This window comes from Hymenobacter nivis, assembly GCF_003149515.1.
GTDB lineage: Bacteria > Bacteroidota > Bacteroidia > Cytophagales > Hymenobacteraceae > Hymenobacter > Hymenobacter nivis.
On sequence record NZ_CP029145.1, the window covers coordinates 2,514,107 to 2,532,492 of the forward strand.

Here is an 18,386-nt window from a genome sequence, read left to right on the forward strand (position 1 = left end):
GGACGCCCGCTACGCTACCCCGCAAAAACTTTTCAGTGGAGAGATGCAATTTGTTGTTCCACTGTTTCAGCGCTCCTACAGCTGGAAACTGAAGCAGTGGAAGGCCCTTTGGGATGACTTAAAACAGCTACCCGATTTAGAGGCCGGCCGACAGCATTTCATTGGTTCGGTGGTGATGCACCCAACGAACACCGTGCCTACCGGCGTCAGCAAATACGCGGTAATTGACGGCCAGCAGCGGCTTACGACGCTTTTTATTTTGCTAATTGCGCTGCGGGATACGGCGCGGGCCGCAGGCAATGAACGGCTAGCCGAGCGCATCACTGATAATTATCTGGCTAATAAATATGCCCCGGCGCACGAGCGCTACAAGCTACTGCCCACGCAGGCCGACCGGGCGGCATTTCGGCAGCTGGCCGACCACGCCCCGGGCACCGAGGCTGTGCCGGGCTTGATTAGCGAAGCCTTTGATTATTTCCGGCACCGGCTGGGTGCCTGGGTTGGCAACGAGCCAGGGCAGGCCGAAGACATGCTACGCTTGATACTGGAGCGGTTGTCGCTGGTAAGCATTACCCTCAACGACGACGACGACCCCTATCTGGTCTTTGAAAGCCTCAACGCCAAAGGAATGCAGCTGACGGCGGCTGACCTCATCCGCAACTACTTGTTCATGAAGATTCACCCGGACCAGCAGGATGACTTGAACGAGCGGTACTGGATGCCGATGCAATCGGCGTTGGGCGATTCGCTCACGGCTTTCATTTGGCATTACTTGATGCGGAACGGGGGTAACGTGCCGCAGTCGGATGTGTACCTCTCGTTTCGCAAGGCCACCGCGGGGCGCGAAGTAGCGGAAGTACTGGCCGAGCTGGCCCGCTACGCCCCCACCTACGCCCGGCTGCTGAACCCGGAACTGGAAACGCAGCGCGGGGCGGTACAACGGGCCATTCGCCGGCTCCACCGCACGCGCCTGACGGTAGCGTACCCGCTGATTATGCGTCTTTACGACCAGGTGCGCCACGGCGGGCAACTGGCCGAAGCCACGCTGCTGGCGGTATTTGACTTGCTGGAAAACTACGCGCTGCGCGGTTTCATAGCCCGCCGGGGCGTGGGCGGGGCCAATAAATCGATGCAGACCCTGGCCACCCGCACCAACCACCTCGACCAGCAGCCCGAAGCCCTATTGGCTGATATACGGGCTTACCTCGCCACCCAGAACTATCCGAGCGATGCGGACGTGTACACGGCCTTGCAAGAGCAGCCACTGTACCACCACGCCGGCGAGCGGCACACCCGCACCAAACTGCTGCTCGATACGCTGGAAGCCGACCTTAACCCCAAAGAAACTGTGCTGCTAAGCACTCTCAGCATCGAGCACATCATGCCGCAAACCTTAACCGCCAGCTGGCGGGCAGATTTGGGCGAAGCAGCGGAGCGCGACCACCAGCAGCTGTTGCACACCCTCGGCAACCTTACTCTCACGGGCTACAACAGTGAGCTTTCCAACTCCCCGTTTGCAGAGAAGCGAAAGCATTACGCCGGTAGCAACGTGGGGCTGAACGCCGAGTTGGCAGCAGCTCCGGCCTGGAACGCCGCCGCCATTCGAGAGCGGGGCGTACGATTGGCGCACCGCGTATTGGCCCGGTGGCCTTCGTTTGCCCCGGATCTAGTCGAGGAGGCCGATACGCCCCATGCGACCAGCAACCGGCCCACGGCTGTGGTTTTGCGGGGGCAGCGGCAGGCCGTCGGCACGTGGGTGGAAGTGGCAACGGCAACCGCGCATTTGATAGCCGAAACGTCTGGGCCGGACTTGTGGATCCGGCTGCAAGAAGCCAAGCCGGGGTACTTTACCCAACAAGCCCACCTGCTGCGCCGCCCGAAGCTGCTGCCTGATGGTTGGTACTACGAAGGCAACAGCGATTCCGAAGGCCACCGCCGCAACTGCCGGCTCATGCTGGAGCAAGCCGGCATCGCGGAAACCGAATGGCAGGTTGAGACAACTGGATAAGCAGCGAGCCTATTCACCGAAGCTAGGGCCCCTGGGGCCCCTAGCTGGCTTTGCGCCGGGGACGTAGGGCAAGATAGTCAAGGTAATACAATACCTTGATCGACACGTTGTTGTTGTGCGGGGTGTTGGCCACGTTGGCCAGGTTGTCGAAGTAGAGCGGGGTGGCCTCGTTGCCGAGCAGGTACGACGAGGTGGCGTCCTTCCAGACCAGGCTCACCTGCGAGCCGGGCGCGAACCACCAGACCAGGGACGCGTCCACGTTGAAGGCGCTGAAGCTGTTGTCGTGGTTGCGGGTGTACTCGGGCAGGCTTTCCTCGGCCCCCCCGGGGCGCAGGCGCGCGAAGGCCTGGTAGCGCACGGCGCTCACGTAGTGCCGCAGGCGAATGGTGAACGAGAGGCGGTTGGTGAAGGTGTAGTTGGTGGTCAGCGTGTTGGTGAACGTGGCCACGCGGCGGCCACCCAGCAGCACGTCGGGCCCGAAGGCGGCAATGAGTGGCTGGTCGAGCGGATTGGTGGCGTCCAGGCCGTCGTTCACGTAGCCGATCTGGTTCACCTTCAGGCCGTAATCAAACGTGTAGCGGAAGTTCAGCTGGTCGCTCACGCGGTAGCGGGGGCTGAGGGTGAGGCCGTAGCCGGCGCGGCGCGGGCGCGGCAGGCGCTCGTCGGGGGCGTAGGAGCGCACGCCGAGGTTCACGTCGTAGGCCAGCTTCTTGCGGTAGTCCGACGACACGAACACGCCCAGGTTGGCGCTGGCGGGCACCCGCACGTAGTAGGGCCCCAGCGGGGCGGTGCGCGGCTCGTAGTAGTCGTGCTTGGCCAGGTCGAGGTTGGCGTTGAAGCCCGTGGTGAGGAAGCTTTTGGAAAAGGTGGTGTTGGCGCTGCCGTACACCCCGGCGTCTTGGTAAAGCAGTGGCCGAAACAGCTGCGATTGGTAGGCCCCCAACGAGGAGGAAAAGTTATTCACCTTCCAGAACGGCTGGTACTTGTTGTAGTTCACGGTGGCCGACTGCGAGATGTTGTTGTTGCCGAACAGGATGCCCAGGTCGTTGGGGTTGTAGGTGTCCGACTCGATGCCGTGGTCCACGTTCCAGGTCCAGTTGCCCGATATTTTGCCGTAGTTGAGGTAGTATTTGTAGCCGTTGCGGTCGCTCACGGGGGCGTCCGAGTTCAGGATCTGCCCGCGGCGCTGCGAGTAGTTGAGCTGGCCCTTGAAGGCATACTGGTTCAACTTATCCACGAAGCGGAACAGGCCCGCCGTCACGTTGGCGTCGTAGGCCTGGCCGGCGCGCGTCACGTTGGTGTTGATGAGCGAGATGTAGGAATTGTGGGGCAGGCTTTGGTCGAGCACCACGATGTTGTAGTTGGTCAGCGGCTGGGTCAGCACCTCACGCCGCTCACCGCTCACCGAGTCCTGCACCGTGGCGTAGCTGGCCGCCGACAGGGCGTTGAACACGCCGATGCCTAGCCCCTTACTGGTGCGCCCCGATACTTTGGTGGCGTTGATGAGCCGCGTCACGCCCGGGTTCTGGTACACGAATTCGCCCCTGCGCAGCTGCCCGGCCACGTCGTTGAAGCCGATGGGCTGGGACCCCACGCGCCGCGAATAAAACAGGCCGCCCTTGTTGAAAAGCTCGGTGCCTTCGGTGAAAAAGGCCCGGTTTTCCTGGTACTGCACCTCGAAGGGCGAGAGGTTCAGCACCTGGTTGTCGCTAATAACCTGGCCGAAATCGGGCACCAGCGTAGCGTCGAGCGTGAAGCTCTCATTGATGCCCCACTTCACGTCGGCCCCGCCGTTGAAGCTGGTGCCGTAGTTGCGCTTGCCCTGCTCGTTGTAGGGGTAGTGGTTCACGTAGCTGCTCACGTAGGGCGTGAAGGAGAGGCGCAGCGGCGGATGCAGGTTTTCGAGGCCCGTGAGCTCGCCCCACTGGTTCACGAAGCCGTCCGCCGCGGGGTCAATCGGGTTCCAGGCAAACTGTTGGTTAGCCGCCTTACGCTGCCGGAAAAACTGTACGCCCCAGGTTTGCACCGGGGCCTGGGCGAAGCGGATGGCCGAATACGGAATGCGAATTTCAACGCTCCAGCCGTGGCCGTCGGGCAGTGGGGCCACGCGGCTGTCCCACACGGCGTTCCAGGCGTTGTCCTCGCCGTTGGCGGGCGAAAGGCGCTGGTCGACCTGCACGCCGGTACTCAGCACGAAAAAGCCGTAGCCGTTGAGGTGGTCGCGGTAGGGATCAAGGAACACAGCAAAAAAATCGGTATTACCAATATTATCGCGCTGCGTCAGCTCGCGCCGGATGCTGTCGGAGCTGGCCTCCACCAGCTTGGCGCCCACGTACATGGCCACGTCGTCGTAGAGCACGCGCACCTCGGTGGGCTGGCGCTCGCGCCGCCCGGGGTGGGGCCGAAACTCGGTGAACTGCCCGGACACCGGGGCCCCGGCCCAGGCCGCGTCGTCGAGCAGGCCGTCGAGCTTGATGGGCGCCGCCGTGCGCTGGGCGGCCAGCTGCCGGCGCACCACCGGCGCGGGGGCCCCAGCCGGGCCTTTCTGGGCCGCGGCCCGGGGGCCCCCGCTCAGCAAAAGGGCGCACGCCAGCAGGCACGGCAGCCAGCGCAAAGCCAAAAAAGAACACATGAAGGTTGAATGGGGAGAGGTATCGGTGGGGCAGAGACGTTAGGAAAAGCCGGCCGTTGTCTGGTTAGAAGATTATTTTTTTGCCCTCCCGCCCCTCCCCGGGGCGGGCCTGCCCCGGGCAACGCCCCGCCAGGCCACAGCACGCAGCCACTAACAGGCTATCCCAGCAGGCAGTTATGCTCGCCTGGCGCCCGCGCGGCCCAAGCGGGAAAAAGGCTGCGGCTGCGCGGGCATTAGGAGAGCACAACGTTAGAAGGGGCCACTTTGATTAGCTACAAGCGCGGCTGGCCCCTATAAAAAAATCCAGAAGCGTTATTGCTTACGGAAGAACACGTCGCCGCTCACCGAATCAATTTGCACCAGTGGGCCGCCGCTGCCCAATGTACCCTTCAGGGTGTAGCCCACTAGCGAGTGCGCCCGCCGGTTGCTGAAAGTCACGGCCGGGTCAGCGTACACCTCGCCCGTTACCGAGCGCAGGCTCAGGTCGGCGCCCTCGGCGGCGGGCCAGGTCACGTCCACGTTGCCGCTCACCGAGGCCACGTCGGTAGCCGCGCCGTTTTCGGTGGTCAGTTGCACGTCACCGCTCACCGTTTTCACGTTCACGGCGCGGGGGCCCCGGTGCGTCACCTTCGCGTCGCCGCTGATGGTGCGGGCCGTCACGGCGCCGCTCAGGCCGGCAAAGCGCAGGTCGCCGCTCACCGTTTTAGCCGTGATTTCGCCCGTCAAATCCTGCAAGTCCAGGTTGCCGGTGATGGTGGCCAGGCGCAGGTCCGTGCCCGCGGGCAGCGTCACCTCGTAGTCGATTTGCAGGCAATAGCGGTAGCCCTTGCCCGCGTCGCCGTTGTTCCAGTTGTAGGTGCCGCCGCTCTTGCCGTTGCTACCACCGTTGCTACTGCTGCGGCCGTTGCACTCGCCCGAGAACTGAAACTTGCGCAGCAGCGATTCGTCCAGCGTTTCCACCACGCTCACCTCCGCGGCCGACTGCTCCAGCTTCAGGCTCACGGCGTCGTTGCGCTCGTTGTTGTTCACCACCACCGTGGCCTGCACCGCCAGCCCCGCCCCGCCCGGCCGCACCCGGATGCGGTGGGCGTGCTTGAGGTCGAGAAACACGCCTTGCCCGTCGCGCAGGGCTGCCGTTTGGGTGATGAGGCGCTGGGCCAGGGCCGGGGCCAGGCTGCCGAGTAGCAGGCTAGCGGCAAATAGAAAGCGGTTCATGGGTGAAGGGATTAAAGGAGGTGAAGAGAGAATTAGGACCTGTTCAGAACGGGTGTTAGAAGAACGGTCATGCAGAGCGGTTTCAGAGATAGTGGCTGTAGGGGCGGGGCTTGCCCCCGCCCGGCCGTTCGCGCCAAGCTACCGATTCCGTTCAACGACGGGCGGGGGCAAGCCCCACCCCTGCAGCGTCCAAACTGTATAGTAACTACTTGGCTTTACGCACGAAAATGTCGCCGCTCACCGTTTTCAGACTGAGGGTGACGCCGCCGCCGTTGGTGCGGCCGTCGATGGTGCTGGTGCCGCCTACGTGGCGCAGGCCGCTGGGGCCGCCCAGGCTCAGGTCGAAATCGGTGTAGATTTCGCCCGACACCGAGCGCATCGAGAGCGTGGTTTTGGCGCTGGCCGGCAGGGTCACGTCCACGTCGCCGCTCACCGTTGATACGGCGCTGGGCTCGTCGGGCGTGGTGCTGAACACCACCTTGATGTTGCCGCTGATGGTGTTGGCCACCACCGGGCCCCCGATATTCAGCAGCCGGATGTCGCCCGATTTCAGGCTCACCTCCACCCGCCCCGCGATGTCGCGCACCGTCAGGTCGTCGGAGCCGCCCCAGGCGGCCTGCGAAAACACCACGTCGGTGCGGCGGGGCAGGCGCACGGTGTAGTGGCCGTCGCTGCGCGAGGTGCGCGTCACGCGCAGGGTATTGTCGCCGGCCGGCGTCACGGCCAGGCCCAGGCGGGTGTTATCGTCCATACCGCCGCTGTACACCGGGCGCAGGCCGTTGGAAAGGGCCGGCGGCGGGGTGTAGCCGCCGCTGCCGCGCACCACCAGCTCGTCGCCGTCGTAGCCCTCCACCGTCACGTCGCTGCCGTGCATGTCGAGCACCACCTTGCGGTGCTGGGTACTGACAAACTTGGCGCGAAATTCCTGGGCCCGCAGGCCGGCGGGGGCCCCCAGCAGCGCCAGCGCCAGCAGGAGCGCCCCAGCTGCCCAAGGCCCCCAGCGCGTGGCCCGGGCGGCAGTTGCAGCGGGATGCATTTTGGCGGCATATATCTCGTAATCAATCATCTTCTTGCGTATTTATCAATTGTTGTTTAGATAAGCTGCCCGATGCCGGCTTCGGCCTGCTGGCGCACGGCGCGCAGCACTTCGGGCTGCTGGCTGAGCTGTTCGAGCTGAGGCACGGCGCGCTTTTCACGCAGCGCCACGAGGGTTTCAATCAGGGTAATTTGCACGTTGGGGTCGGTTTGCAGGGGCAGGGCGGCCACCAGGGCGGGGCCCACGCGGGGGTCGGCCCGCAGGCGGTACAGGGCTTCGCAGGCGGCTAGCCGCACGTTGGGGTTAGGGTCGGTGCTGAGAGTGTTGATGAGGGCGGCCACGGCCGGGTCGCCGGGGGCCAGCACGGCGGCCGGGGCTTCGGCCACCAGGCGCAGGCGGTCGGTGGCGGCGGCGGGCCGCTGCACGGCGGCCGCCAGCTGGGTGGCCAGGGCGGGGGCCTGCTGCACCGGAGCCACCGCCACCTGAGCGGCCGGCTGCCCGCCGCGCAATAGCAGGCCCAGCATGGCCCCCACCGCCACCAGCGCCACGCTGGCCGCAATGCGCAACCAGTTGCCAGTGTTTTGGTTCATAGTGCTTAGGGCCTGGGGCTTAGGCGCTATTTCCAGCGGCTGCCCGCCGCGTTGGGCCGTCAGGCCGGGGGCCTGATCGGCAGTTGGAGCAGCGGCGGCCAGCGTGGCTTTTTCCGCGGCCAGCATAGCCAGGAAATTGTCGCGCAGGGCCAGCGGGGGCACTTCGGCGGGTAGGGCGTCGAGATCGGCAAACAGGATGCGCAACGTGGCCAGCTCGGCCTGGCAGGCGGGGCACCCGGGCAGGTGGGCAGCCAGGGCCTGAGCGCCGGCCGGCAGCGGCGAGCCATCGGCCAGGTCGGGCAGCCAGGGCCGCAGGGCCACGCAGGCTGGGTTAGCAGAAAGATGAGGATTAACAGGATTCATTTTAATCGATTATTAGCTTATCTAGCAATTCATTAGCTCAGGTAAATTCGCCGCAGCGCGTCCAGGGCCCGGTGGGCTTTTACGCGGGCAGCGCCGGCGGTGCAGCCCAGCTGCTCGCCGATTTCGGCGTAGTCGAAGCCCTGGAAGCGGTGCAGCACCAGCACTTCGCGCTGGGGGGCGGGCAGCAGGGCCAGGGCTTCGTGCAGGGCCTGGTGCTCGTCGGCGGCGGCGCGCTGTGTCTGGGCGGCGCGGCCGTGGGCGGCGGTTTTTTCTACGTTCTCCAGGTCATCGGTGGGGCGCTGGCGCTGGCGCTGGTAGTGGTCGGCCCACACGTGGCGGGCCATTTGGTACACCCAGGCCCGGAAGGGCTGCCCGGGCTGGTAGCTGGCGCGGTAGCGCAGCACCCGCACAAACACGTTCTGGGTCAGGTCCTGGGCCACGTCCCGGTCGCCGTTGGCCAGGCGGGCCAGGAACCCAAACAGGGGCCCCTGGTAGCGCTCAAACAACCCCGTAAGGCAGTCCAGCTCGTCGGCCCGCACGCGGGCCATCAGGGCTTCGTCACTCGGGGGCGCATCAACTACGGCAACCGGCATACACGTGAAAGCAAACGGCGAGAAGGAAGGGTTCGGAAGGAGTACCGCCGGGCGGGCGGTTCGTTACGGGGCCCCGGAAAAATATTTTCATTGGCACGGGAGTAGCCACCGGCAAAGGCGAGTTTTTGAGAAATAGAGTTATTCCTGAATTATAAAAAACGCAGCACGTCATGCAGGCTTTTTAAAAAGTCCCTTTGGTCAAAAAAAAGGGCCAGCTTCTTGGCTTGCAAGAAACTGGCCCGGGTACTGGCCGTCGGTGCTTAAGCGCTACCGCTCATCGACGCTGATGCTAATGGCGGATTTGGATTTGCCCGCCCCCGTGGCCGCGGGCAGGAACAGCCGGCGGTACTTATCGAACTGCGCCGGGGTCAGGGCCCGGCCATTCACGCGCCCGCCCTTGTCGTCGAGCTGGAACGTGAAGTTCTTCTCGGTGGCCCCAATCAGGCCGGCGCGGCGCAGCTCGTCGCGCACCTTATCGGACGATGCGGGGGCCGGCGGCGCGGGCGGACCCTGCGGCACGCGGGGGCCCCGGGCCGTACCAGCCGCGTTGCCACCCGTCGCTTCTTCGCGCTGCAACACCGCCAGCTCGCGCTGGGCGTCGCGGATTTGCGCTTGCAGCTCACGGCGGCGCTCCCGCACGTCGTCGGCCGGGGCCCCGGGCTGGCCCTGCGCCTCGCGGCGGCGCACCTCCGCCTCAATGCGGCGGGCGTTTGCTTCGGCCTGCCGGCCGTTTGCCTCGGCCCGAAGCGCGTTCACGCCGGCCTGCCGGGCATTTGCTTCGGCACGGCGCGCGTTGGATTCGGCCCGCCGGGCGTTGCTTTCCGCTTGGTTGCTGTCGCGGCGGCTGCGGTTGTCCTCCAGCGATGCCAGCGCCTGCTCGGTGGCGCGGCGGTCGTCGTCGCTCAGGTTGGGGTTTTGCAACGACTGGCGCAAGCTGCGCCGGGCCGACGCCACCGCATCACGCTCGATGCCGTCGGTGTCCAGGTTCATGTCCAAATTCACGTTTGGCGTGATGCGGGCGAGACCATTGAGTTGCTGGTTATAAGTACCCAAATTGTAGTTTCCCAACTGGCGAGACAGCTGCTCTTGCTTTTGGAACATTCTGTCGCGCTGCTTGAACAACTTCTCCTGCTCCTTAAACATTTTGTTTTGCTGCTCCAGGTTAGCTTCCGGCCCGAAGGTTTGTACCCTGGGGTCCATACCAAGGGCCCGCAGCGTGGCTTCGGGGTTGCCGGGCACGCCGGATATGGCCCAGACGCCCGACATAGGCAGCTGAATCACTTCCACTTGGCTCTTTTTGTTCTTCTTGTTTTTCTTGCCGGGGCCCTGGGTTTCCACCGGCTGCCCGTCCACAATCAACTGAGTGAGGCGGCCCTTCTTGTCCTTCTCAATAATGACCGTACTACCGGGGCCCTGCTGCCCGCTGCGCAACCGGCGGAGCCGCGGGGGCTGCGGCGCATCAGGCGCTGCCGGCACTTCAGGTACTTCAGGTACGACGGGTACTTCGGGAGCCTCAGGAGCTTCGGGCGCACTGGCTACCGGCGGCGCGGGCGGCACCGGGGGGAGGGCAGGTAGCGCGGGGAAAGATGGCAGAGCCGGTAGCGCAGGGAAAAATGGCAGGGCCATTGCGGCCCGACGTTTAGCAGTGTCGGCGGGGCTAAATACCGATTGCCACGCCACAACTGGGGCGGTGGGCACCAGCTGGTGCAAACGCGGGCCGGCCGGGGCCAGGGCGGCGGGCGCGGCCAGCGCCACACCGGTGCCCAGCAGGCCCAGGCCGCCCAGCAGCAGGGCCACGGCGGCCAGGCTCTCGCCGCGGGTGGGACGGGCCGGGGGGCCCTGCACCAGCCGGCGCACCCGGCTCAGCAGCGAGCCAGGGCCGCCGGTGGCGGCCAGGGCCAGGCGCGGCACGGGGGCCAGCACGGCGGTTTGGCTCCACTCGGCCAGGGCGGTGAGGGCCCGGGCCAGCCGCAGCGGGTCGCCGCCCACGAGGTCGGTAGCGAGGTCGTCGCAGCAGTTTTCGCGCTCGGCGCGCAGGCACTGGCCCAGGTACCACACAGCGGGGTGGTAGAAAAACACGGTTTCGGCCACGGTTTGCAGCAGGTTCACGAGGTAATCGCGGCGCAGCACGTGGGCCAGCTCGTGGGCCAGAATGGCTTCGACGCAGGCTACCGGCAGGCCCGCCACGGCGCCCAGCGGCAGCAGTACCAAGGGCCGCAAGTGCCCCACTACCAACGGCCCGGCCACCAGGCCCGACTCCAGCAGCGCCACCGGGCGGCGCAAGCCGGCCCGGGCCACCAGGGCCCCCAGCCGTGCCTGCCAAACGGCTGGCAGCGGCCGGGTGCGGTGGCGGCGCAGCCGCTGCACGTACAGCAGCCCGCCCAGCAGGCGCAGGCTCATCACGAGCAGGCCCAGGCCCCAGGCCAGCACCAGCCAGGGCAGGTTTTGGTCGAAATGGAAGCGGGCCATGACCAGCCAGCCCGGGCGCGGCACGGCAACAGCGGTCGTTGCAGAAGACACGAAATCCGCCGCCACAGCCACGGCAGCCGCGGGCGCGGCTGTGGTTTGGGCCAGCTCAACGGCGCCGTAGGTGGGCGCGGCGAGTGTTTCCGGGGCCCCGTAGTAGTAGCCGAAGGTGCCCACCGACAGCAGCACCAGAGCCCCCAGGGCCCCGGCCGCTACCCGGTAGCGCACGGCCGCCGACCGCCGGCGCAGCACCAGTAGCGCCACCGCCACCACGGCGGCGGCCAGCGCGCCCTGCCATAGCGAGTGCAGCAGCGTCCAGCCCAAGGCCCGCAGCACGGCGGGCGACAAAATTTGCTCAAGCGCGCGCATCGTCGTCGGAAGTAGAGGTGGAGGAATTTTGAATCTCGATGTCGTTCAGCAGCCGGCGCAGCTGGGCCAGTTCGTCGGCCGAGGTTTGGCGATTACCCAGCGCCTGCATCACCAACTTCAGGGCCGAACCGCCGAAGGTGGCCGCCACAAACTTGTCGAGCAGCAGATTTTGGGTGTCCTGCTCGCGCACAGCGGCCCGGTACACGTGGCTGCGGCCCTCGTCGTCGCGCCGCACCAGGCCCTTGTCGAGCATCAGCTGGAGCAGCTTCAGGGTGGTGGTGTAGCCCACTTCGGCTTGCCGGCGTTGGCCCAGCTCATCGTTCACGGCGCGCACCGTGGCGGGCCCTTGCTGCCAGAGCACGTGCAATATTTCCAGTTCGGAATCAGTAGGTTTAGGCGGGGCTTTGCTCATGCGGATAAAGCTAAGCACTACGAATCATTTCGTAGGACGACACAAATATGATACGAAATATTTCGTAGTTGCAAGTGCATCATACGAATTATTTCGTATGATGCACTTCATATTCGCTAACCGCCTGCTAATTAAGCAAATATTTTTCTATAAATATTGCTTATTTCCACTTTTCACCCCAGCTAGCGTTTCCGCTTCAGCGTCACGCGGGCCCGATGGCAAATGCCGCCCAGCGGCGGGTTGAACTTGCTGACGCTGATTTTCACCTGCTGCACGTGGGGTAGCTCGGCCATCACGCGGTCGAGCACGCGGTGGGCCACGTGCTCGAGCAGCCGGGCGGGGGCCCGCATTTCCTCGGCTATCAGACGGTACAGTACCTCGTAGTTCACGGTGTTGTCGAGCTTGTCCGACGCGCCCGCGGCCAACAAATCGGTGCGGATGAAAAGGTCCACGCCGTACTTATTGCCGATGCGCTGTTCCTCGTCGTAGTAGCCGTGGAAGGCAAAGAACTCCATCCCTTCGAGCGCAATCTGGTCCACGGTTTTCAAGTTAAAGGTTAGGTAAAAATTATCATTTAGCGCCTCACAGGCGGTAGCGCGGACTTTAGCTTGGCTGACCTTCGGTTATAGTCCGCGGCTCTCGCTTCGTCCTGCCGATAATCGGGCAGCGACCAGGCAGCGCCGCGGACTACAACCGAAGGTCAGCCAAGCTAAAGTCCGCGCTACAACCAGCGGCAATCGTGCAACGCGCGGACTCGCAGAGTCCACGCTACGAACCGTCCAGTGACCGTTCAGAGCCGCGGACTACAAAGTCCGCGCTACAGATTCACTCTGACAAAAGTGGCACAAAAAAAGCCCGCGCCAGGCGCGAGCTTTTAAAGAACGGAATCATTCACAAAATCCGGCTAATCCGTGGTCTAGATTTCATCAAAAAACGATTTTTCAGCGACCACGGCGCCCATGGGCTGGCCGGGGTGAGTCACTGGCGAGGGCTGGCCGATTTCGGGCCGGTTAGGGCCCACGGGCACGATGTCGGGCGCGACGGGCTCAACATAGGGCGGGGCCGGGTCGGGCACTTGCGACGGGGCGGGCTGCTCGATGTTGGGCGCAGGCGCGATGCCAGGGTTTTCGGCCGGGGCGTTAGGGCGCTCAATGTCGGGGCCCGGGGCCTGGTCCGGGTCGGGCTGCTGGCCGGGCTTAGGGTTGTAGGCGGCTGGCGCGGGGCCCTGGTCGGGGCGGTCAACGAAGGCCGACGGGGGCGACGCGGGGGCGGGCGGCGCGGCCAGGATAGAAGCGGAAGCGGTGAACATGGCGGAAGGGGTTTTAGAGGCGGCCGGTTCGGTGGGCCGCTCCACCTTTACGCTAGCCGCGCGCGAAAGGATGGCCACCGCGCCACCTTTAGGCCGCTGGCCGGCTTTGTTGGCCTGCGCGACGGCATCGGCGGCCAGGCGCTGCAAATCGCGCACCAGGCCGTCGAACTGCTGCTCCAGCTGCTGGCACTCCTGGCCGAGGCCACTAGCCTGGCGCTGCATGTCGGCGACGGTTTTTTCGGCCGTTTGGTAGGCCTCGTCCACGATGGCGCGGGCGCGCTGGCGGGCTTCAGCCAAGGCGTGCTCGGCTTGAAGCTGGGCCTCGCGCCGGTGCAGGGCGGCCTCGCGCTGGGCCTGCTCCGTGATGCTGTGGCCGGTGTCCTCGGCCGTTTTCAAGGTGCGGTAGAGGCTGCTTTCTACCTCGCGCATCTTCTGCACGTCCTGCTGGGCGTGCTCCAGCTTAAGGCGCAGCTCGCGGTTTTCGTCGCCCAGCCGCTCCCACTGCTGCGACACGGTGGTGAGGAAGGCCTGCACCTCGTCGCGGTCCACGCCCCGGAAGGACTTTTCAAACGTTTTCTGCCGGATGTCGAGGGCGGTAAGTTTCATTTTTTTTAGCTGTTATACTGCTCACAAAGTAGAATGCGAAAACGAAGTAGGGTGCGGGGCTTGCCCCCGCCCGTCCTTGAACAGTTCAGTCGGCTTTCGTTCCACGACGGGCGGGGACAAGCCCCGCACCCTACTTCGTAACGAGTATAGCGCTCATCCATTAGCTGTTAGATTTTTTTAGAACGAATGGAAGCAAGCCCAGAGCCCCTGAAAAAGCTAACAGCTATAGCTGAGAGCTAACAGCTTACCCAACCTGCCACACGGCCAGGCTGCGGTCGTCGCTGCACGAAACTAGCCGGTTTTCGGCACCCGGCCAAACCAGGCGGTTCACCGACGTGCCGTGGCCGGCGGCCCGGGCCCGGTCGAGCACGCGCAGCAGGGTGCGGTCGGCGGCGTCCCAGATTTTGATGCTTTTATCGAGGCTGCACGAGGCCAGGTAGCGCCCGTCGGGGCTGAAGGCCAGGTTATTGATGGTGTACATGTGGGCCCCTACGGTTTGGGCCAGGGCGTAGCCGGCGGCCACGTCCCAGGCCCGGATCTGGGCGTCGCGCCCGGCCGTCAGCAGCGTGCCGCCGTCGGGCGAATACGCCACGGCGAATACCGAGTTGGTGCTTTCGCCCAGCTCGTATTTCAGGGCCAGCGAGTCGAGGTCAAGGATGCGGGTGAACGCGTCAGAGCTGCCCACGGCCAGCTCGGCGCGGCCTTCGTGCAGGGCCAGGCAGCGCAGGCTTTTGCCCTGGGCCACGCGCAGCAACTTTTCGAGGCGCAAATCGGGCAGCGTGAGCACGGCCAGCGTGCCGTCGGCCAGGCCCGCGTACAGGCGCTGGCGGCTTTCCGACACTACGATTTCGAAGATGGCCACCGGCGGCAGGGCGGCGGCGCACACCAGTGTTTTCTGCGCCAAGTCGATGGCCTGGAGGCCCTGGAAGTTGTGGCCCAGCACCAGCCAGTTCAGCCCCGGCAGGTGGCGCAGGGCGTACACCGAGTTCTCGACGCGGGCCAGTACCTCGCCGTCGCGGGCGGGGTCGGCGGCGTCCCAGCCCACCACCAAGCCATCGGCCCCCGATGAGTACACGGCGCTGCCGGGGCCCCCGGTCATGGCGTATACCGCATCGTAGTGGCCGGTAAAGGCAGCAATTTTGTGAACTTCCGGGCGAACCATGCCGCGAAGGTACGGCGGGCTCCTACCTTCGCGGTCCGCCCGCTGCGCCCATTTATGCCCCTGCACCGCCTGCTGCGCCTCTCCCCCACCGCCGTGCTGGGCCTTTGGCACCGCACCGAAACCGCCGCTGCCCTGGGGGCCCTGCTGCCCGCGGGGGCTCCCTACTCCGCCCTGCTGCCCCCCACCGCCGGCCCCGAGCGCCAGGGCCAGTGGCTGGCCGGCCGCGTGCTGGCCCACACCGTGGCCGCCGCGCTCTGGCCCGGGGCCCCCGCGCTGTGGGTGCGCAACGACGCGGCCACCGGCCGGCCCTATCTGGGGGGCCCCGGCGTGCCGACCGGCGCGGTGGTGTCGCTGTCGCACTCGGGGGCTTGGGCCGCGGCGCTGCTGGCTACCGGCGGCCGCGTGGGCATCGATGTGGAGCTGGTGCGCGACAAGGCCCGGCGCATCGCCACCAAATTCCTATCGGCCCCGGAACTGGCGGCGGCGCAGGTGGTGGGCACCGACGCGCATTTTACGCTACTTTGGAGCGCCAAGGAAACGCTCTATAAGCTGGCGGAGCGCCGGGGCCTTATTTTTAAAGAACAATTACTGCTGGACTCCTTCGTTCCGGCCCCGGCGGGCGAAATCCCGATGGAGCTGCGCCTGGCCGACAGCCAAAGCCGGCACCGCATTTGCTATTCTCAACCGGCTGCCGGCTACGTGCTTACGTACTGCTGGGAGCCCGGGGGCCCCATCGATATTCTTTAGCTGCTCCGCTTCTGCCCTTCCTTTACCAGCTTACCATGTCGATTCGACGCCTTTCCATTATTGCCGCTGCGGCGCTAATCTTTTGCACGGTGGCCGTGGGCGCGGCGCGGGCCCAGAGCACCGTGGCCGATTTCAGCCTGCAAACGGCCAACAACGCCACCGTATCGCTGAAGAGCTATGCCGGCAAAAAGGCCGTAGTGGTAGTGTTCCTCAATCCCGCCTGCGCCTACTCGCGCCTGTACCAGGAGCGGCTGGCGGCACTGAGCAGCAGCTTCGGCGGACGTGGGGTGCAGTTTCTGTTCGTCAACGTGCCCATCAACCTCGACGCGCCCGGCGCCGCCGCTCCCGGCGAAGTCGGCCTGCCCACCCTCACCGACGCCAGCCAGCAGGTAAGCGGCCGGCTGGGCATCAGCAAAACCACCGAGGCCGTGGTGCTCCAGCCCGAAGCCGGTGGCTTCGTGGTGCGCTACCGCGGCGCCATCGACGATAACCCCCAGGTGGCCAGCGGTGTGCAGCAGCATTACCTGCGCCAGGTGCTCAACAACCTGCTCGCCGGCCGCTCCGCCGGCGTAGCCGACAAGCGCGCCGCCGGCTGCCTCATCAAGCGGTAACGCAGCGTGGACGCTGCGAGTCCGCGCGTGGGGCCCCGGCTTATAAAACGGTCATGCTCATCTGGCGTCCGCGTAGTGAAGCATCTCTCCCGCTGAGCGACCCAATCGATTGGATTATTTAGCGGGAGAGATGCTTGACTGCGCGGACGCCAGATGAGCATGACCGTTTTTATAAGTATACCCTATTAACCCTCCTCCTCATCCTCCGGCGCTTCTTCCGTCAGGATTTCCAATAGCTGGGCTATTTCGGTGGCTTTGGCGGGCTCTTGCAGCTTCTCGAAGCTCATTTGCAGGTTGCGCAGGGCCCGGCTCACGATGGCGAGGTTGGAGCAGGGCTCGAAGAAGATGTCGTTGGGCGACAGGTTGAGCTGGCTCACGTAGTGGGCGATGTCGGTGCGCGAGAGCACCAGGCCCCGGTTGTAGCAGTTGAGGTAGAAAGGCACGGCGCCCGGCTGCTCGGGCCGGAAGGTGAGCACGAACAGGTTAGGCAGGTTCACGCCGAACACCGGCAGGTGCAGCCGCTGCGCCACCAGCAGGTAGATAACGCAGAGCGCCAGCGGGTTGCCGCGCTTGGTTTCAATCACGCGCTGGAGCATGGAGTTGGCCGGCGAGTGGAAGTGCTGGGTGTTGGCCGCGAACTTGTGCGAGCGGAACAGCACGTAGTTCAGCACTTGCACCTGGTCGGCGGGGTGCATTTCGGGCCGCATCAGCGTCCAGGCCTCGAAGCGCAGCTGCTCGATGGCGCGGTTCAGGGCCTGGAAATCGGCGTCGGGGTACTGGTAGGTGTTCAGCAGCCACATACCTTCGAGCAGATCGGTGGCGCCGGCCTCACGCCACACGCGCAGGCGCTGCTGCAAACCCTCGAACTGGAGGTGGTGGATGAGGTCTTCGAGTCGCTGTTGCTGCTGGGCGTCAAGGGTTTCCTCCCAGCTTTCTTCCAGAAACGGGATGATGCTCTCGCCCAGGTTCTGGATTTCGCTGTGGACCTGGGGAGCTATTTCCGGGTCGTCGAGCAGCGAGATAAGGGCTTTGATTTCTTTGTTCGTCATCGGGTGCAAAAACAGCCGCCGCTGCGGTGGCGGGGCCGAATTTAACAGTCGGAGCCGGGCTTTGTGTTCCGTTGGCGGCGTTAAGGTGGAATATAAAAGGCCGTCATGCTCATCTGGCGTCCGCGCAGCCGAAGCAGCTCTCCCGCGTAAGTAATTGATTACTGCTGTGGGAGAGCTGCGTCGGCTGCGCGGACGCCAGATGAGCATGACGGCCTTTTGCTTTCGAGATGGATGCTAAACCAACCAGGGGCCCTAGCGGAGCAGGTTGGTTTTGGCCACTTCCAGCGGCCCGCCGCCGCGGCCGCCCATCAGGGCTTTCAGGGCGTAGAGGCCGGAGCCGGCGGCCTGCTTGGCCTCGATGATGGGCGGGATGCTCAGCTCCTGGCGGCGCACCACGGCGTCGACCACCACGGGCCCCGGGTGGGCCAGAGCTTCGCGCAGCACGCTTTCGAGCTGGCCGGGGTCGCTCACGCGGTAGCCTTTGATGCCGGCGGCTTCGGCCAGGGCCCCAAAGTTGGGGTTATCCAGCTCGGTGCCATGCTCCAGGGTGCCGGCGGCCTTCATTTCCAGCTCCACAGAGCCCAGGGCCGAGTTGTTGAAGATGATGATTTTGACGGGCACTTTGTGCTGGCGCACGGTCAGCAACTCGCTCAGCAGCATGGCGAAGCCGCCGTCGCCGCACAGCGCCACCACCTGGCGGCGGGGTAGGCCAGGGCGGCGCCGTAGCCCTGCGAGAGGGCCCCGGCCATGCTGCCGTGCACGACGGAGCCCAGCAGGCCACTCAGGCCCACGTCGTAGGGGTTGTTCGGCTCCACCACATCCTTGCCGCGCAGGGTGTGCACCACCGGCGCTTGCAGGGCCCCAGCCACTTGCAGCAGCTCGGCGTGGGCATCAGCGCAGCCAATGCCGGCCAGGATGGTGATTTTTTTGCAGTCGTTGAGCAGCGCCGCGGCCTCCCGGATGTCGGCCGCCGACGGTACCAGGGCGCTGCGGCGGCGCAGCGTGGGCAAGCGCACTTCGGGGGCGTCGGCTTTGAGGTAGGCCACGTCGCCGGGGATGACCACCACGGCCACGCCGCCCAGGCCCGGCGCGGCCGTTACGGCCGACTCTACCGTGCGCACGGCCTGCTCGGGCACGGCAACTTGGCAGTAGTGGCTGCACTCCAAGAACAGCCGCTCGGGGTGGGTTTCCTGGAAGTAGCCGGTGCCGATTTCCACG

The 18,386-nt window shown here is 65.3% G+C and carries 16 protein-coding genes; 3 read left to right on the forward strand and 13 right to left on the reverse strand.

Annotated features, from left to right (window positions below; translation table 11 throughout):
• The first annotated feature begins 43 nt into the window (after positions 1-43).
• Positions 44-2,008, forward strand: coding sequence for a DUF262 domain-containing protein (locus DDQ68_RS11105; protein ID WP_162550032.1), 1,965 nt, complete (start codon positions 44-46; stop codon positions 2,006-2,008).
• A gap of 40 nt (positions 2,009-2,048) precedes the next feature.
• Here the strand turns inward: DDQ68_RS11105 and DDQ68_RS11110 are convergent, their stop codons facing one another.
• From DDQ68_RS11110 to DDQ68_RS11155, 10 genes are all read right to left on the reverse strand, one after another.
• A complete protein-coding gene (locus tag DDQ68_RS11110; RefSeq protein WP_162550033.1) occupies positions 2,049-4,640 on the reverse strand; it encodes a DUF5916 domain-containing protein in 2,592 nt (863 codons plus the stop codon).
• 312 nt (positions 4,641-4,952) lie between these two features.
• Positions 4,953-5,855, reverse strand: coding sequence for a DUF4097 family beta strand repeat-containing protein (locus DDQ68_RS11115; protein WP_109656365.1), 903 nt, complete (start codon positions 5,853-5,855; stop codon positions 4,953-4,955).
• Positions 5,856-6,060: 205 nt separating this feature from the next.
• Positions 6,061-6,891, reverse strand: coding sequence for a DUF4097 family beta strand repeat-containing protein (locus DDQ68_RS11120; RefSeq protein WP_162550034.1), 831 nt, complete (start codon positions 6,889-6,891; stop codon positions 6,061-6,063).
• A gap of 56 nt (positions 6,892-6,947) precedes the next feature.
• Complete coding sequence (locus DDQ68_RS11125) at positions 6,948-7,844, reverse strand: HEAT repeat domain-containing protein (protein WP_109656367.1); 897 nt, start codon at positions 7,842-7,844, stop codon at positions 6,948-6,950.
• Between the two features lie 32 nt (positions 7,845-7,876).
• Positions 7,877-8,437 (reverse strand): RNA polymerase sigma factor, encoded by a 561-nt coding sequence (locus tag DDQ68_RS11130; protein ID WP_109656368.1) that lies wholly within the window; start codon positions 8,435-8,437, stop codon positions 7,877-7,879.
• A gap of 267 nt (positions 8,438-8,704) precedes the next feature.
• On the reverse strand, positions 8,705-11,272 hold the full coding sequence (locus DDQ68_RS11135) for a M56 family metallopeptidase (RefSeq protein WP_109656369.1): 2,568 nt from the start codon (positions 11,270-11,272) through the stop codon (positions 8,705-8,707).
• On the reverse strand, positions 11,259-11,684 hold the full coding sequence (locus DDQ68_RS11140; RefSeq protein WP_109656370.1) for a BlaI/MecI/CopY family transcriptional regulator: 426 nt from the start codon (positions 11,682-11,684) through the stop codon (positions 11,259-11,261). The genes DDQ68_RS11135 and DDQ68_RS11140 overlap by 14 nt, the downstream gene beginning before the upstream one ends.
• Positions 11,685-11,866: 182 nt before the next feature.
• A complete protein-coding gene (gene folB / locus DDQ68_RS11145) occupies positions 11,867-12,223 on the reverse strand; it encodes a dihydroneopterin aldolase (protein ID WP_109658405.1) in 357 nt (118 codons plus the stop codon).
• 377 nt (positions 12,224-12,600) lie between these two features.
• The gene (locus DDQ68_RS11150; protein WP_109656371.1) at positions 12,601-13,599 is read right to left on the reverse strand and encodes a DivIVA domain-containing protein; all 999 of its coding nucleotides are present in this window, start codon (positions 13,597-13,599) and stop codon (positions 12,601-12,603) included.
• A 244-nt stretch (positions 13,600-13,843) separates the two neighbouring features.
• Positions 13,844-14,761 (reverse strand): WD40 repeat domain-containing protein, encoded by a 918-nt coding sequence (locus DDQ68_RS11155; RefSeq protein ID WP_109656372.1) that lies wholly within the window; start codon positions 14,759-14,761, stop codon positions 13,844-13,846.
• 54 nt (positions 14,762-14,815) lie between these two features.
• Here DDQ68_RS11155 and DDQ68_RS11160 point away from each other — a divergent pair, with 54 nt between their 5' ends.
• Together DDQ68_RS11160 and DDQ68_RS11165 are read left to right on the forward strand one after the other, a co-directional pair.
• Positions 14,816-15,508, forward strand: coding sequence for a 4'-phosphopantetheinyl transferase family protein (locus tag DDQ68_RS11160; protein WP_109656373.1), 693 nt, complete (start codon positions 14,816-14,818; stop codon positions 15,506-15,508).
• Between the two features lie 35 nt (positions 15,509-15,543).
• Complete coding sequence (locus tag DDQ68_RS11165) at positions 15,544-16,119, forward strand: redoxin domain-containing protein (protein WP_109656374.1); 576 nt, start codon at positions 15,544-15,546, stop codon at positions 16,117-16,119.
• 185 nt (positions 16,120-16,304) lie between these two features.
• On the opposite strand, the gene DDQ68_RS11170 is transcribed toward DDQ68_RS11165, so the two are convergent.
• The 3 genes from DDQ68_RS11170 to DDQ68_RS23470 form a co-directional block, all read right to left on the reverse strand.
• Complete coding sequence (locus tag DDQ68_RS11170) at positions 16,305-17,168, reverse strand: transglutaminase-like domain-containing protein (RefSeq protein ID WP_109656375.1); 864 nt, start codon at positions 17,166-17,168, stop codon at positions 16,305-16,307.
• 252 nt (positions 17,169-17,420) lie between these two features.
• The gene (locus DDQ68_RS23465; RefSeq protein ID WP_211320132.1) at positions 17,421-17,861 is read right to left on the reverse strand and encodes a thiamine pyrophosphate-dependent enzyme; all 441 of its coding nucleotides are present in this window, start codon (positions 17,859-17,861) and stop codon (positions 17,421-17,423) included.
• Entirely contained in the window at positions 17,819-18,385 is a 567-nt protein-coding gene (locus tag DDQ68_RS23470) for a hypothetical protein (protein WP_211320133.1), read from the reverse strand. The genes DDQ68_RS23465 and DDQ68_RS23470 overlap by 43 nt, the downstream gene beginning before the upstream one ends.
• Position 18,386: the final 1 nt, after the last annotated feature.